The sequence below is a fragment of the Nocardioides cremeus genome, assembly GCF_030518195.1.
GTDB lineage: Bacteria > Actinomycetota > Actinomycetes > Propionibacteriales > Nocardioidaceae > Nocardioides > Nocardioides cremeus.
In genome coordinates this window covers 169,486-184,105 of the sequence record NZ_JAULSC010000002.1, presented here as the reverse complement: position 1 = coordinate 184,105, position 14,620 = coordinate 169,486, and the positions used below count along the sequence as shown (strand labels likewise).

The 14,620-nt window shown below is 73.4% G+C and carries 12 protein-coding genes; 3 read left to right on the top strand and 9 right to left on the bottom strand.

What is annotated here, in order from left to right; translation table 11 throughout:
• Window position 1: 1 nt before the first annotated feature.
• From obgE to QWJ41_RS03785, 7 genes are all read right to left on the bottom strand, one after another.
• Window positions 2-1,576 carry a GTPase ObgE gene (gene obgE / locus QWJ41_RS03815; RefSeq protein WP_302705837.1) on the bottom strand — a complete coding sequence of 525 codons (1,575 nt, stop codon included), beginning with the start codon at window positions 1,574-1,576 and terminating at the stop codon, window positions 2-4.
• Between the two features lie 160 nt (window positions 1,577-1,736).
• Complete coding sequence (rpmA, locus tag QWJ41_RS03810) at window positions 1,737-1,991, bottom strand: 50S ribosomal protein L27 (RefSeq protein WP_179615857.1); 255 nt, start codon at window positions 1,989-1,991, stop codon at window positions 1,737-1,739.
• Window positions 1,992-2,050: 59 nt separating this feature from the next.
• Window positions 2,051-2,353 (bottom strand): 50S ribosomal protein L21, encoded by a 303-nt coding sequence (gene rplU / locus QWJ41_RS03805; protein ID WP_179615856.1) that lies wholly within the window; start codon window positions 2,351-2,353, stop codon window positions 2,051-2,053.
• Window positions 2,354-2,551: 198 nt separating this feature from the next.
• The gene (locus QWJ41_RS03800; RefSeq protein ID WP_302705836.1) at window positions 2,552-6,244 is read right to left on the bottom strand and encodes an Rne/Rng family ribonuclease; all 3,693 of its coding nucleotides are present in this window, start codon (window positions 6,242-6,244) and stop codon (window positions 2,552-2,554) included.
• Between the two features lie 387 nt (window positions 6,245-6,631).
• Window positions 6,632-7,345, bottom strand: a complete 714-nt coding sequence (locus tag QWJ41_RS03795) for a TIGR03936 family radical SAM-associated protein (protein WP_302705835.1) — start codon at window positions 7,343-7,345, stop codon at window positions 6,632-6,634.
• A complete protein-coding gene (locus QWJ41_RS03790; RefSeq protein WP_302705944.1) occupies window positions 7,338-8,558 on the bottom strand; it encodes a winged helix DNA-binding domain-containing protein in 1,221 nt (406 codons plus the stop codon). Before QWJ41_RS03790 ends, QWJ41_RS03795 begins: the two co-directional genes overlap by 8 nt.
• Before the next feature lie 89 nt (window positions 8,559-8,647).
• Entirely contained in the window at window positions 8,648-9,061 is a 414-nt protein-coding gene (locus tag QWJ41_RS03785) for a hypothetical protein (protein ID WP_302705834.1), read from the bottom strand.
• On the opposite strand from QWJ41_RS03785, the gene QWJ41_RS03780 reads away from it, so the two are divergent.
• Window positions 9,036-9,257: a hypothetical protein gene (locus tag QWJ41_RS03780; protein ID WP_302705833.1), complete on the top strand. Its 222-nt coding sequence runs from the start codon at window positions 9,036-9,038 to the stop codon at window positions 9,255-9,257. The two genes, QWJ41_RS03785 and QWJ41_RS03780, sit on opposite strands and share 26 nt — an antisense overlap.
• Here the strand turns inward: QWJ41_RS03780 and QWJ41_RS03775 are convergent.
• Window positions 9,254-10,363, bottom strand: a complete 1,110-nt coding sequence (locus tag QWJ41_RS03775) for a S8 family peptidase (RefSeq protein ID WP_302705832.1) — start codon at window positions 10,361-10,363, stop codon at window positions 9,254-9,256. The genes QWJ41_RS03780 and QWJ41_RS03775 overlap by 4 nt on opposite strands.
• A gap of 246 nt (window positions 10,364-10,609) precedes the next feature.
• Between QWJ41_RS03775 and QWJ41_RS03770 the strand changes: the two genes are divergently transcribed.
• Window positions 10,610-11,815, top strand: coding sequence for an MFS transporter (locus tag QWJ41_RS03770; protein WP_302705831.1), 1,206 nt, complete (start codon window positions 10,610-10,612; stop codon window positions 11,813-11,815).
• Complete coding sequence (locus tag QWJ41_RS03765; RefSeq protein ID WP_302705830.1) at window positions 11,812-12,579, top strand: DUF4190 domain-containing protein; 768 nt, start codon at window positions 11,812-11,814, stop codon at window positions 12,577-12,579. The genes QWJ41_RS03770 and QWJ41_RS03765 overlap by 4 nt, the downstream gene beginning before the upstream one ends.
• 18 nt (window positions 12,580-12,597) lie before the next feature.
• On the opposite strand, the gene QWJ41_RS03760 is transcribed toward QWJ41_RS03765, so the two are convergent.
• The gene (locus tag QWJ41_RS03760) at window positions 12,598-14,568 is read right to left on the bottom strand and encodes a TIGR03960 family B12-binding radical SAM protein (RefSeq protein WP_302705829.1); all 1,971 of its coding nucleotides are present in this window, start codon (window positions 14,566-14,568) and stop codon (window positions 12,598-12,600) included.
• Window positions 14,569-14,620: the final 52 nt, after the last annotated feature.

Here is a 14,620-nt window from a genome sequence, read left to right as displayed (position 1 = left end):
GTCACTCGCGGTCCTGGCCCACGCCGGGGTCCGACTCTTCCCAGTCGGGGTCCGAGGGCGTGCCGATCTCGTACGACTTCGGGCCGCTGGCCCCGCCACGCTTCTGCTTGGCGGGGCTGGTGGTGTCGAGGCGGCGGGCCACGTCGGCGCGGGTCTCGTTCTCCTCGCGGCCCTCCATCGCCTCGTCGATCTCGCGGCGGCGGCGGGCGGCGGGGCGGGAGTCGTCGAAGCGCTGGTCCTCGCCGCGGCGACCGAGCATCTCGGCGCCGGCCTCGATGCCGGGCTGGAAGTCGAAGACCACGGCGTTGTCGGGGTGCCCGATGAGCACGGTGTCGCCCTCGACGGCACCCATCCGCACGAGCCGCTCCTCGATGCCGAGGCGGTTGAAGCGGTCGGCGAGGAAGCCGACGGCCTCGTCGTTGCTGAAGTCGGTCTGGCGCACCCAGCGCTCGGGCTTGGCCCCGCGCACCCGCCAGCCCTCGCCGGTCTCCTTGATGGTGAAGTCGTCGCCGCCGTCGGCGCTGGGCGGTCGCAGCACGATCCGCTGGGCCTCGACGACCTCCTTCTCGGCGCGGGCGGCTGCCACGATCTCGCCCATCGCGAAGGTCAGCTGGCGCAGCCCCTCGCCGGAGGCGGCCGAGATCGGGAAGACCTTCAGGCCGCGCTCGCGCAGGTCGTCGATGGTGATGTCGGACAGGTCGCGCCCGTCGGGCACGTCGACCTTGTTCAGCGCCACCAGGCGGGGGCGGTCCTCGAGACCGCCGTAGCGCGCGAGCTCGTTCTCGATCACGTCGAGGTCGTCGAGCGGGTTGCGGCCCGGCTCGATCGAGGCGGTGTCGATGACGTGCACGATCGCCGCGCAGCGCTCGACGTGGCGCAGGAAGTCGTGGCCCAGGCCACGGCCCTCGCTGGCGCCCTCGATCAGCCCGGGCACGTCGGCCACGGTGAAGGTCAGCTCACCGGCGGTGACCACGCCCAGGTTGGGCACCAGGGTGGTGAAGGGGTAGTCGGCGATCTTGGGCCGCGCCCGCGAGATCGCCGCGATCAGGCTCGACTTGCCGGCGCTGGGGAAGCCCACCAGCCCGATGTCGGCGACCACCTTGAGCTCGAGGACGATCTCGAGCTCGTCGCCGGGCTCGCCCAGCAGCGCGAAGCCGGGCGCCTTGCGCTTGGAGGAGGCCAGCGCGGCGTTGCCCAGGCCGCCGCGACCGCCCTGCGCGATGACCAGCTCGGTGCCGGGCCCGACCATGTCGGCCAGCACGTTGCCCTCCTTGTCGCTGACCACGGTGCCCTCGGGCACGGGCAGGACCAGGTCGGAGCCGTGGCCGCCGTTGCGGTGGTCGCCGGCGCCGTGCCCACCGTGCTCGGCGCGGCGCTTGGGGCTGTGGTGGTAGTCCAGGAGCGTGGTGACGTCGGTGGCGACGCGCAGGATCACCGAGCCGCCGGGCCCGCCGTTGCCGCCGTCGGGGCCGCCGAGCGGCTTGAACTTCTCGCGGTGCACCGAGGCGACGCCGTTGCCGCCGCGGCCGGCGCTGACGTGCAGCGTGACGCGGTCCACGAAGGTGGGGACGGCCATGGGGTGCTCCTCGGGGCTGGGGTGCTGCTGGGGGTGCTGCTGGGGGTGCTGCTGGGGGTGCTGCTCAGGATGGTGCAGAAATGCCCGAAGGGCGCCCCGGGTGGGGGCGCCCTCCTGGACAGCTGCCGGTCAGGACCGGCGCAGACGTGGTCGCCTCAGGTCACTCGCCCGGGACGATGTTGACGACCTTGCGGCCGCGGCGGGTGCCGAACTCGACGGCACCGGCCTCGAGGGCGAACAGGGTGTCGTCGCCACCGCGGCCCACGTTGGAACCCGGGTGGAAGTGGGTACCACGCTGGCGCACGATGATCTCGCCGGCGTTGACGAGCTGGCCGCCGAAGCGCTTGACGCCGAGGCGCTGGGAGTTGGAGTCGCGGCCGTTCTTGGTGGACGCCGCACCCTTCTTGTGTGCCATGTCGTGTTCCTTAGTCCTGGATTCGTTCGGGAGGGCCTGCAGCAGGCTCGAGCCGGGGCTCAGAGCGAGATGTCGGTGACCTTGACCTGGGTGTACTTCTGGCGGTGACCCTGGCGCTTCTTGTAGCCGGTCTTGTTCTTGTACTTCTGGATGATGATCTTGGGGCCCTTGGTGGCGCCGAGGACCTCGACGGTCACCGCGGCCTTGTCGAGGCCGTTGGCCGTGACCTTCTCACCGTCGACAGCCATGAGGACGGGGAGCGTCAGGGTCTCGCCGACGGCCGTCGTGACCTTGTCGATCTCGATGACGTCGCCCACGGCAACCTTCTGCTGGGTTGCGCCAGCGCGCACGATCGCGTACACCGCGGTCTCCTTCGTCGAACTCTGGATGTGTCTTCGGTCTGGGGCTGCCCACCCGCTAGCGGGCCACCTCCGAGGAGATGCCTCGTCAGTGGGGGTGCCACGCAGAGACGGCACGCGTAGGCGCACCGAGAGGCAATACTACGGACGGGGCCGGACAGGAGCAAAACGTGAGCCCGCTCCTGCCCGGCGCCGGTGTCCTCAGCGCTTGCGCGCGCCCTTCTTGACGGGCACGTGGGCGACGTCGTCGTCCTCGCCGTCCCCTGCTGTGCCGGGAGCTGCCTCGGAGGCTGTCCCCGCACCTGTCTCCGAACCTGTCTGCGGCGCGCTGGCTGCGCGCCCGCGGGTCCGGGTGACCACCTTGGGCGGTGCGGCCACGGGGGCCTCCGCAGCCGCTGCGGGCTCGGCTGCGGCGGGTGCCTGTGCGGCCGGGGCCGACATCACCACGGGCTCCCCCGCCGTGGTGGGCTGGCCCGCGGGGCGGGTCGCCGCACGACGACGGGTCCGGGTCACGACCCGGGTGCCGGCGGCCGGCGCCGGCTCGTCCTGCCCAGCGCCCTCCTCAGCCGGCGCAGCGGGCTGCGGCTCGGCTCCTTTGGGCTGCTCCGCGGCCTGCTCGGGCTCGGCCTGCTTCTGCTCGGGCTGCTTCTGCTCGGGCTGCTTCTGCTCGGGCTGCTTCTGCTCCGGCTGCTCCTGCTCGACCTCGGCGCTCTCGGTGCTGTCGGTGCCCTCGGTGCTGTCGGTGCTGTCGGGGTTCTCGGGTCGCGCCATCGCCGCGACGTCCTTGGGCGAGGGCGCCTTGGCGGGCGAGGAGTCCTCGCCACCGTTGCCACCCCGGCCCCGGCCGCCGCCGCTCTTGCCGCCGCCCTGCTGGCCGCCCTGCTGGTTGCTCTGCTGGTTGCCCTGCTGGCCGGAGTCGTCGCCGCCCTTGCCGCCCTTGCCGCCGCGCCGACCACCGCTGCGACGACCCTCGTCGTCACCGCCGTTCTTGGGCTCGATCGGGTGGTCGTGGGTGACGATGCCGCGGCCCTGGCAGTGCTGGCACGGCTCGCTGAAGGCCTCGAGCAGGCCGGTGCCGATCCGCTTGCGGGTCATCTGCACCAGGCCGAGCGAGGTGACCTCGGCGACCTGGTGGCGGGTCCGGTCGCGGCCCAGGCACTCGACCATGCGGCGCAGCACCAGGTCGCGGTTCGACTCCAGCACCATGTCGATGAAGTCGACGACGATGATGCCGCCGATGTCGCGCAGCCGCAGCTGGCGCACGATCTCCTCGGCCGCCTCGAGGTTGTTCTTGGTCACCGTCTCCTCGAGGTTGCCCCCCGAGCCGGTGAACTTGCCGGTGTTGACGTCGACGACGGTCATCGCCTCGGTCCGGTCGATCACCAGGGAGCCGCCCGAGGGCAGCCACACCTTGCGGTCCAGGCCCTTGGCGATCTGCTCGTCGACCCGGTAGGCGGCGAAGACGTCCTTGCCGGCGAGCTTGCCCTCGGTGGCCGGCTCGAAGCGCTGCAGGCGCTCCTCGAGGTCCGGCGCCACGTGGCTGACGTAGCTCTGCACCGTCTCCCACGCGTCGTCGCCGTCGATGACCAGCTGCGAGAAGTCCTCGGTGAAGAGGTCGCGCACCACCTTGAGGGTCAGGTCGGGCTCGCCGTACAGCAGCTGGGGCCCGTTGCCCTTCGTCTTCTTCTCGATGTCCTCCCAGCGCGCCTTGAGCCGCTCGACGTCGCGGGTCAGCTCGTCCTCGCTGGCACCCTCGGCGGCCGTGCGCACGATGACGCCGGCGGTGTCGGGGACGATCTCCTTGAGCAGCGCCTTGAGCCGCGCCCGCTCGGTGTCGGGCAGCTTGCGCGAGATGCCGCTGGTGGTGCCGTCGGGCACGTAGACCAGGAAGCGTCCGGCCAGGCTGACCTGGCTGGTCAGTCGGGCGCCCTTGTGGCCGATGGGGTCCTTGGTGACCTGCACCAGCACCGACTGGCCCGAGGAGAGCACCGACTCGATCTTGCGCGGCTGGCCGTCCTTGTGACCCAGCGCCGACCAGTTGACCTCGCCGGCGTACAGGACCGCGTTGCGGCCCTTGCCGATGTCGATGAAGGCGGCCTCCATCGAGGGCAGCACGTTCTGCACGCGGCCGAGGTAGACGTTGCCGATCAGCGAGGTCTGCGACTCACGGGCCACGTAGTGCTCGACGAGCACCTTGTCCTCGAGGACGCCGATCTGGGTGAGGTCGTCGCGCTGGCGGATCACCATGACCCGGTCGACCGCCTCGCGGCGGGCCAGGAACTCGGCCTCGCTGGCGATCGGGGCGCGGCGGCGGCCGGCCTCGCGGCCCTCGCGCCGACGCTGCTTCTTGGCCTCGAGCCGGGTCGAGCCCGAGACCGCGGTGATCTGGTCCTCGCCGGTGCGCGAGCTGCGCACCCGGGTGACGGTGTTGCTCGGGTCGTCGCCGCCCTCGCCACCGTCGTCGCCCGAGCGGCGCCGACGCCGGCGGCGGCGCGAGCTGCTGCTGCCGCCCTCGTCGCCGTCCTGGCCACCGTCCTGGCCGCCGTTCTGGCCGCCGTTCTGGCCGCCGCCCTTCTTGGCCTCGGTGTCGTCGTCGGACGTGGCGTCGGCGGAGCCCTGCTCGGCGCCGCCGCCCTTGCCGCGGCCGCCGTTGCGCTGGCCGCCCTGGCCGCCCTGGCCCTGGCCACCCTGGTTCCGGCCGCCCCGGTCCTGGCCGCCCTTGTCCTGGCCGCCCTTGTCCTGGCTGCCCTGGTCCTGGCCACCCTGGTCCTGCTGGTCGTCCTGCTGGTCGTCCTGGGCGCTCTGGCCGTTGTCGCCGCCGCCCTCGCCGGACCTGCGGCGGCGACGCCCGCCGCGACGGCGGCGACGGCGCCCGGTGCCGGAGCCTTGGCCCTCGTCGTCGCTGTCGTCGCTGTCGTCGTCGTTGTCGTCGTCGTCCGTGGCGGCGCGACCCGTGTCGGCCGCCGACCGATCGGCGGGCTTGTCGCTGGCCTTGTCGGCGGGCTCCTCGTCGGCCGGCTGGTCGGCGCGAGCGGTGCGCCCCGACGACGAGCGGCTGCGCCGGGTGGTCGTGGTCGTGGTCGTGCGGGTGGCGGCGCCCGACTCCTCGGTCGCGGCCTCCTCGCTCTCCTCGACCTCGGCCTCGCCAGCCTCGTCAGCCTCGGCCGGCGTCGCGACGACGGGCTCGGCGGCCTTGGCCGGGGTGGCCTTGCGGGCGCTGCGGGTGCGCGTCGTGGTGGTGACGGTGGGCGCCTGGAAGACCGGCGCGACGCCAGCGGTCCCGGCAGCGGCCTCGGCCGGCTGCTCGGTGTCGGTGGCGTCGGGGGCGTCGGTGGTCTCGGCGGTCGGGGCGGCGGGTGCCGCCACCTTCGCGGTGGTCGAACGGCGGGTGGTCCGCTTGACGACCGGCTTGTCGCCGGCGGGCGCCTCGGTGGTCTCCGGCGTCGCGGAGGTCTCGGAGGTCTCGGCCTCGGCGGAGGCCTTCTTCGCGGTGGTCTTCTTGGCCGCGGCCTTCTTCGCCGGTGCCTTCTTGGCCGCGGTCTTCCGGGCCGGCGCCTTCTTGGCGGGCGCCTCGGCGGCGTCGCCCAGCTCGAGCTGCTCGTCGGCCGGCGCCGGTGCGCTGGCCGCCTTCTTCGTGGTGCGCCGCGTCGTCGCCTTCTTGGCGGGAGGAGCGTCGGCGGCGACCTCGGGGCCGTCCTGGGCGTCGGCCGGGGAGTCGGCCTGGGCGGCCTTCTTGGCCGGGGCCTTCTTCGCCGGCGCCTTCTTGGCGGCGCTCTTGCGGGTGCGCGTGGTCGTGGTCACCTTCGGCGCGGCGGCCTCGGTGGCCTCGGTGCCCTCGGTGGGGGCTTCCTTCGAGGTGGTCGGCTCCTGGCCGACCTGGGTCTCGTCGGGCATGTGGTGCTCCTCTGCCCGGCACGCCAGCGGGTGCCGGACTCGTCAGACGTCGTCGTCCGCAGCGCGGTCGCGACGCAAAGCCTTCGGTGGCGACGACACCCTCCGCGTATGCGTCACCACGGTCACGGCCATCACCTTCCGCGGTCGCCGGGCTCTCCTCCGGATGGAGGTGGCGGACTCGCTGTCACCGGGCCTGCCTGCCGCGTCGCGGTCTGGCGACGACCGGTTCCCTGGTGTGCCGCCCTCCTGCTGGGAGGACCGGCGAGAACGTCGTCGGGTCGACGACCGCAGCTGTGCCGTCAGGGCAGGCGCTGGAGTGCGCCCTCGTCGGGTACGACCGCAGGTCGGGGACCGTGGCGAGTATCGCACACCACGGCCCCGCGGTCGTCATGTCGACGCGGCCAGCGGGTCGCCGACGTTCCCGTCGTCCTGCAGCGGCCCCTGGGCCAGGCGCGTCAGCAGCGGGGCGGCCCCGGCCCCGAGGCCCGCGACGGCCGCCAGGCCGCGCAGCACGTCGTCGGGGCGCACCGAGGGGACACCGTGGCGCAGCACCAGGTCGAGGGAGGAGCCCTGCTCGCGCGGCGAGCTGCTGAGCGAGACCACCGCCGCTCGGCAGTCGAACTCGCGCAGCCCCTTCTTCATCATCCGCTCCACCAGCACCGACTCGGTGGCCAGGAAGGTGGCGACTGCGGCCGCCGACTCCTCGGGCATCGCCTCGATGTCGAGGCGCCAGCGGCTGGCCTCGAGCCGGTCGGCCAGCGACCCGCCCGGCGACTCCACGACCTCGAGCACGTCGAGCCCGGTCGGCAGCGCCTCGGCGAGCTCGACGTGGATGTCGGCAGGGTCGACCACCTGGGCCAGGCCGATCTCGAGGTACTCCGCCTCGCTGGCCGAGCCGGTCGGGGCGGCACCGGCGTACGAGATGCGCGGGTGCGGGTTGAAGCCCGAGGAGTAGGCCATCGGCACGCGGGCGCGGAAGACCGCGCGCTCGAAGGCGCGCGAGAAGTCGCGGTGGCTGGTGAAGCGCAACCGCCCCCGCTTGGCGTAGCGGATGCGCAGGCGCTGGACGGGCGGGGCTTGCTGCTCGGGCTGGTCACGCACGCACGACAGGGTAGGTGAGGTCACCGGGATCGGCCCGCATCGCCGGCGACGGGTAGACCGTGCCGACCCGCTGGCCGTCGAGGCGTCGGGTGAGCCGGGCGGCCTCCACGGCCAGCCCGGCCCGGGCGTCGCGACCGACGTCGTCGAGCAGCCGCACCTCGACCACGCCGTCGGGGTCCTGCACCCAGCAGCCCACGACGCGACCGTCCCACCAGGCGGTGGTGCCGGCGTTGCCGTTGCGGTCGAAGAGGGCCCCGGCGTGGGCGGGGAGGTAGAAGTCGCGCTGCTTCCAGCCCATCACGCTCGGGTCGAGGACCGGCAGCAGCGCCGGCCACGGCTCCACGGGCGGCTCTTCCTCCAGGTCGTCGGACAGCAGGTGGCCGCGTCCGGCACCCTCCAGGTCGACCTCGACCGCCCCGAGGGCTCCCAGCGCGGCGCGCACCGCGCCCTTGGTGGCACCCAGCCACCAGACGAGGTCGGCCTCGGTCGCGGGCCCGAAGCGCTCGAGCCAGCAGCGCACCAGTGCGGCGTACCCCTCGGCGGGACCCAGCGGCGGCGGGCGGTCGTCGAGCCAGTGCTCGAGCAGCGTCCACCGCGGGCGGGACTGTCGCCAGTGGGTGGTGTTGTGGCCACGCACGACCTCGCCGCGCGCGCCGAGCCAGGTCAGCACCCGGCTGCCGGCGTACGTCGCCCCGCCGGCCAGGCGCACCTCGAGACCGGGGACGCTCGAGCGCAGCTCGATCGCGGTCAGCCCCTCGGGCCTGTCCCCCAGCACCTCCAGCACCGCGGCGCGGGTCTGCGCCAGCCAGCCCGCGGGGTCGGCGACCTCGCCGGAGGCGGCGAGGTCCTTGGCCAGCCGCGCCTCCTCGCTCTGCGCGACCCGGGCCGCCGCGCTGCCCCACGCCGCGCCCAGCAGGTCGCGCGGGAACACGAACAGGGTGCGGCGCATCGCCAGCTGGCGCACCAGGCTGCGGTCGACGTGCAGCGCGCGGTCGAGGCCGGCGGCCGGCTCGTCGCCCGCCCGCTCGCCGCCCGCCTGCTCATCGCCCGGGGCCTCGTCGACGCGGGCGTGCACCGAGAGGTGCACCGTGGCCGGCTCGGTGGCGTGCAGCGCCACCACGGCCCGGGTCGCGCCCACCGCGTCGCCGACCCGGTGGGCGGGGGCGACCGCGTGCCGCCGCGCCAGCCGTGCCCGTCGCTGCGCCGCGCTCATCTCCCGCACGACACGCACCCTGCCACCGACCACGGACGGTCGGCGACAGGGTGCGGGTGGCGGGGTGCGGGACTAGTTGGGGGTGGTGCTCAGCTCGTGGCCAGGGAGGTGTCGTCGACCACGAAGCTGGTGCCCAGGGAGGAGTCCTCGGTGCCGACGAAGCGCACCGTGACGCTCTTGCCCGTGAAGGCGGAGGCGTCGAGGGTGCGGGTGACGTAGCCCGTGCCCTCGTCGAGGTTGGAGTAGGTCGCCAGCGTCGTGGTGCTGCTCCCCGAGACGACCTGGACCTTCAGCGTGTCGTAGGCCCGGCTCGTCGTGGTCTCGGCGCTGCTGACGTAGAGCTTGAACGAGAGCGTGGCGTTCGCCGCCGAGGGGACGCTCACCTGCTGGGTGAGGGTGTCGGTGCGGGTGGTGCCGTAGCCGGTGAGCCACGCCTTCCAGGAGCCGCTGGCCGCGGGGGCGCCGGAGTCGTTGGTGATGACCCCCGAGCTGGCCGACCACACCGTCGCACCGGACTCGAAGCCGGGGTTGGCCAGCAGGTTGCCCGACGGGGCCGGCGGCTCGGTCGGGGTGCCGCTGAGCAGGGAAGTCAGCAGGCGGTTGGGCGACCCGGTGCCGGCACCGACGACCTTGCCGCTGGTGGAGGCGCCGAGGATCGCGCTGGCGACGGTGCTCGGCGACGCGGTCGGGGAGCCCTAGAGGTAGAGGGCGGCCACGCCGGCGACGTGCGGGGTGGCCATCGAGGTGCCGGAGATGGTGTTGGTGGCGCTGGTCGAGGTGTGCCAGGCCGAGGTGATGCTGGAGCCGGGTGCGAAGAGGTCGAGGCAGCTGCCGAAGTTGGAGAACGACGAGCGGGCGTCGGTGCTGGTCGTGGAGCCGACGGTGATCGCGGCAGCCACGCGCGACGGGGAGCCGTTGCAGGCGTTGGTGTTCTCGTTGCCGGCCGCCACGGCGTAGGTGACGCCGTCGGCGATGGAGGTGTTGACCGCCTGGTCGAGGGCCGAGGACACCCCGCCGCCCAGGCTCATGTTGGCCACCGCGGGGGCCCCGGCGCCGTGGTGGGAGGTGACCCAGTCCACGCCGGCGATGACCCCGGAGGTCGAGCCGCTGCCCGCGCAGTCGAGCACCCGCACCGGTCGCAGGGTGACCTGCTTGGCGACGCCGTACGTCGTGCCGCCGACGGTGCCGGCGACGTGCGTGCCGTGGCCGTTGCAGTCGCTGGTGCCGCGGCCGTCGTTGATCGCGGTGTAGCCGGACTGCACGCGGCCGCCCAGGTCGGTGTGCCCGGCCAGGATGCCGGTGTCGATGACGTAGGCGGTGACCCCGCTGCCGGTGGGCGTGTAGGTGTAGCTGCCGTCGAGCGGCAGGTCGCGCTGGTCGATGCGGTCCAGGCCCCAGGTGGCCCCCGTCTGCGTCGCGTCGATCGACAGGGCCTGGTCGGCCTCGATGTAGGCGACACCGGGACGGTTGCGCAGCGCCTCCACGGCGCGTTGCGGGAGCCGCGCGGAGAAGCCGGTGAGCGCCGCGCCGTAGGTCTGCTGCACACGGCCACCGTTGTCGCGGGCGACGCGCCGGGCGTCGGCGACGTCGGCCGCGCTCGCCCGCTCCTCCATCACGACGATGTAGTCGCCCGGCACGGCCGCGGCGCGGCCCTGGCCCACGACGGGCGCGGGCCGGTCGGCACGGTCGGCCCGGTCGGGGGCGGCCTGGGCCGAGGTGGGGGTGAGCGCGGCGAGGCCTGCGAGGGCGACGGCGGCGGCGGTGCCGGCGCCGAGGCGGCGCAGGCGCGATGACGAGGTTGTCATGGATGGACTCCCGAGAGATGAGGTCGCCGCGGGAGGCCCCGCGGCTCCCGCGCCGGTCGGCGCGGTGGGCAGGACAGTAGGGCCGCACGACCTCCGGTGGGGGCGGCTGCTCGCCTCAGCTTTGTCCGCTGCAAGAACCTGCACCTTTACCTTCTCCGGCCACGCGTCCGACCTCCGGGCCCGACCTCCGGGCCCGACCTCCGAGCCCGACCTCCGGGGTGGTGCACCGGGTGCGACGATCCTCGGGTGTCTCGTCGCGGTGGATGGCTGTTCCTGCTCGGCCTCGTCCTGCTCTCGCTCAACCTGCGACCGGCGGCCGTCAGCGTCGGGCCGGTGCTGGCCGAGGTGCGGGCGGGGCTGGCGATGTCGGCGGCCGAGGCCTCGCTGCTGACGACGCTGCCGGTCCTGGCCTTCGCGGTCTTCGGAGCGCTGGCCCCGCGCGCTGCCGCCTCGGTCGGCCTGCACCGGGTCACCCTGGCCGCCCTGGTGGCGGTGGTGGTCGGGCTGGCCGGGCGGGCCGTCACCGGTTCCGACCTCGTCTTCCTGGCGCTCTCGCTGCTGGCGGTGGCCGGCATGGCGATGGCCAACGTGCTGATGCCCTCGCTGGTCAAGCGGCACGCGCCGGAGCGCATCGGTGCGGTCACGGCCGTCTACTCCACCGCCCTGGCCATCGGGCTCACCTCGGCGCTCCTGCTGACCGTGCCGCTCTCCGAGGCCCTCGGCGGCTGGCGCGGCGGCCTGGGCGCCTGGGCCGTGCTCGCGGGCCTGGCGGTGCTGCCCTGGCTGGTGCTGGCCCGCCACGACCGGGTGGCGCCGACCCCCGGGGGTCCGATCACGGTCGGACAGGTGGCGCGCACCCGCCTCGGCCTCGCGATGGCGGCCTTCTTCGGCGTGCAGTCGCTGCACGCCTACGTGATGTTCGGCTGGTTCGCCCAGCTCTGGCGCGACGCGGGCTACTCCCCCGCCGCCGCCGGGGCGCTCGTGGGCCTGCTCGCGGGGGTCAGCATCCCGCTCTCGTGGCTGCTGCCGCCGCTGCTGGCCCGCTCGCAGCACCAGCGGCGGGTGCTGCTGCCGGTCATCGCCTGCTACCCGGTGGCCTACGTCGGCCTGCTGGTCGCGCCGGCCGGTCCGGCCGTGCTGTGGGCGCTGCTCGCCGGGATCGGCGCCTGCACCTTCCCGCTCATCCTCACCCTGATCGGGCTGCGCGCGCGCACCGCGGAGGGCACCGCGGCGCTCTCGGCCTTCACGCAGTCCGCGGGCTACCTGCTGGCTGCGGCCGGGCCGTTCGTCGTGGGGCTGCTCTACGACGCGACCGGCGAGTGGACCATTCCACTGATCCTGCTGCTCGTCCTCGTGGTACCCATGCTGGGCCTGGCCAGCTGGCTGTCCCGCCCGCTGCTGCTCGAGGACGAGCTCGAGCAGCACGCCGCACGAAGGAGCGCACCCGCATGAGCAGCACCCCACCCGAAGGCCCCGAGGACCAGCCGTCGTACCCGCCGTCGTACGGCCAGCAGCCCCCGCCGCAGCCGCAGCAGCCGCCGCCGGCGTACGAGCAGGGCTACCCGCCCGCGGGCGGGCACCCCTACGGGCAGGCGTTCCCCGGGGGCGGCGACCCGCGCCAGGAGGCGCCGCCGTCGAAGGCGATGGCGATCACCTCGCTGGTGCTGTCGCTGCTGTTCTGCGTGCCCTTCCTGGCGGCGATCGTCTCGATCGTGCTGGGCGTGGTCGTGCTGGGGCGCAGCAGGGACGGGCGCGACCACGGTCGCGGCATGGCCATCGCCGGCATCGTGATCAGCACGCTGGTCCTGCTGGCCACGGTGGCGCTGCTGGTCGTGGCGGTGGTGCTGGGCATCAGCTCGCTCAAGGACGTCAACGACCTGGAGCGGGGCGACTGCATCAGCGCCGACAACCTGACCGACGGCGACGCGGAGGGCTTCGGCCAGATCACGGTCGGCTCCTGCACCGACGAGCACGACGCCGAGGTGGTGGCCGTCAAGACGCTCGACGCCGAGGAGGCCGAGCGCTACGCCTCCGCCTCGACCACCGAGATCTGCCAGAGCCTGGTGCTCGACGACCCCGAGCTGCTCGAGCTGGTCGCCCCCGGGATCGATCTGCTCACCATCACGAACTCCGCCGAGCCCGCCGCGGGCGACAAGGTGGCCTGCATCCTCTTCAACGCCGACGGCTCCCCCCTCGACGAGCCGCTGCTCGACTGAGCAGCGGCGCGGGCCGGGTCAGACGACCTGGAGGGGCAGCAGCTTCTGGCCGGTGGGGCCGACCTGGATCTCGGTGCCCATCTCGGGGCACACGCCACAGTCGTAGCAGGGCGTCCAGCGGCAGTCCTCGACGTCGACCGAGTCGGGGTCGAGGGCGTCCTCCCAGTCGGCCCACAGCCAGTCCTTGTCGAGGCCCGAGTCGAGGTGGTCCCAGGGCAGGACCTCGTCGATGGTGCGCTCGCGGGTGGTGTACCAGTCGAGGTCGACGCCGGTGCCGGCGAGGGCGGTGGTGGCCGCCTCCATCCAACGGTCGTAGGAGAAGTGCTCGCTCCAGCCGTCGAAGCGGCCGCCGTCGCGCCAGACCTGCTCGATGACCCGCCCGACGCGGCGGTCGCCGCGCGAGAGCAGTCCCTCGATGATGCCGGGCTTGCCGTCGTGGTAGCGGAAGCCGATCGCGCGACCGAACTTCTTGTCCTCGCGCACCGTGTCGCGCAGCTTCTTGAGCCGCTCGTCGGTGGTCTCGTGGTCGAGCTGGGCGGCCCACTGGAACGGGGTGTGCGGCTTGGGCACGAAGCCGCCGATCGAGACGGTGCAGCGGATGTCGTTGCGGCCCGAGACCTCGCGGCCCTTGGCGATCACCTTCTTGGCCAGCTCGGCGACCTGCAGCACGTCATCGTCGGTCTCGGTGGGCAGCCCGACCATGAAGTAGAGCTTGACCTGCCGCCAGCCGTGCGAGTACGCCGCCGCCACGGTGCGGATCAGGTCCTCCTCGGTCACCATCTTGTTGATGACCTTGCGCATCCGCTCCGAGCCGCCCTCGGGGGCGAAGGTCAGCCCCGAGCGGCGCCCGTTGCGGGAGAACTCGTTGGCCAGGGTGATGTTGAAGGCGTCGACGCGGGTCGAGGGCAGCGAGAGCGAGACGTTGGTGCCCTCGTAGCGGTCGGCCAGGCCCTTGGCGACGTCGCCGATCTCGGTGTGGTCGGCGCTGGAGAGCGAGAGCAGGCCGACCTCCTCGAAGCCCGTCTTGCGGATGCCGTTCTCGACCATGTCGCCGATGGTCTCGATGGAGCGCTCGCGCACCGGGCGGGTGATCATCCCGGCCTGGCAGAAGCGGCAGCCGCGGGTGCAGCCGCGGAAGATCTCGACGCTGAAGCGCTCGTGCACGGTCTCGGCGAGCGGCACCAGCGGCTTGGCCGGGTAGGGCCAGGCGTCGAGGTCCATCAGGGTGTGCTTCTTGACCCGGAACGGCACGCCGGGCTTGTTGGGCACCACGGCCTCGATCGAGCCGTCCTCGGCGTGCACCACGTCGTAGAACTTCGGCACGTAGACGTTGCCGGTCACCGCGAGGCGGCGCAGCAGCTCGTCGCGGCCGCCGGGGCGGCCCTCGCCCTTCCACTCGCGCACCACCTCGGAGATCGCCAGCACGACCTCCTCGCCGTCACCGAGCACGGCGGCGTCGATGAAGTCGGCGATCGGCTCGGGGTTGAAGGCGGCGTGCCCGCCGGCCAGCACGACCGGGTCGTGCTCGCCGCGGTCGACGGCGTGCAGCGCGATGCCGGCCAGGTCGAGGGCGTTGAGCATGTTGGTGTAGCCGAGCTCGGTGGAGAAGCTCAGGCCGAGCACGTCGAAGTCACCGACGGGGCGGTGGGCGTCGACGGTGAACTGCGGGATGGCGTGCTCGCGCAGCACCGCCTCCATGTCGGGCCACACGGCGTACGTGCGCTCGGCCACGATCCAGTCGCGCTCGTTGAGGACCTCGTAGAGGATCTGCACGCCCTGGTTGGGCAGGCCGACCTCGTAGGCGTCGGGGTACATCAGCGCCCAGCGCACCGTCTCGCCCTCGGGGGCGCAGTCCCACTCCTTGACGGTGGAGTTGAGCTCGCCGCCGACGTACTGGATCGGCTTCGAGACGCCCGGCAGGTGCGGCTCCAGGTCGGCGAAGACGGAGCGACCGGCCTGACGTGTGGCCTCGACGGTGGACGCGGACATGCAGCAGACCTCGCAGCGGTGGTGGGACGGTGGGGCGAAGCATCCAGGGTAC

Excerpts from the sequence above, each read along its gene's own strand:
- obgE (WP_302705837.1), bottom strand. The coding sequence starts at position 1,576 with ATGGCCGTCCCCACCTTCGTGGACCGCGTCACGCTGCACGTCAGCGCC.
- QWJ41_RS03760 (WP_302705829.1), bottom strand. The coding sequence starts at position 14,568 with ATGTCCGCGTCCACCGTCGAGGCCACACGTCAGGCCGGTCGCTCCGTC.
- QWJ41_RS03780 (WP_302705833.1), top strand. The coding sequence starts at position 9,036 with ATGACCCCCGAGCTGGCCGACCACACCGTCGCACCGGACTCGAAGCCG.
- QWJ41_RS03775 (WP_302705832.1), bottom strand. The coding sequence starts at position 10,363 with ATGACAACCTCGTCATCGCGCCTGCGCCGCCTCGGCGCCGGCACCGCC.
- rpmA (WP_179615857.1), bottom strand. The coding sequence starts at position 1,991 with ATGGCACACAAGAAGGGTGCGGCGTCCACCAAGAACGGCCGCGACTCC.
- QWJ41_RS03800 (WP_302705836.1), bottom strand. The coding sequence starts at position 6,244 with ATGCCCGACGAGACCCAGGTCGGCCAGGAGCCGACCACCTCGAAGGAA.
- QWJ41_RS03765 (WP_302705830.1), top strand. The coding sequence starts at position 11,812 with ATGAGCAGCACCCCACCCGAAGGCCCCGAGGACCAGCCGTCGTACCCG.
- QWJ41_RS03790 (WP_302705944.1), bottom strand. The coding sequence starts at position 8,558 with ATGAGCGCGGCGCAGCGACGGGCACGGCTGGCGCGGCGGCACGCGGTC.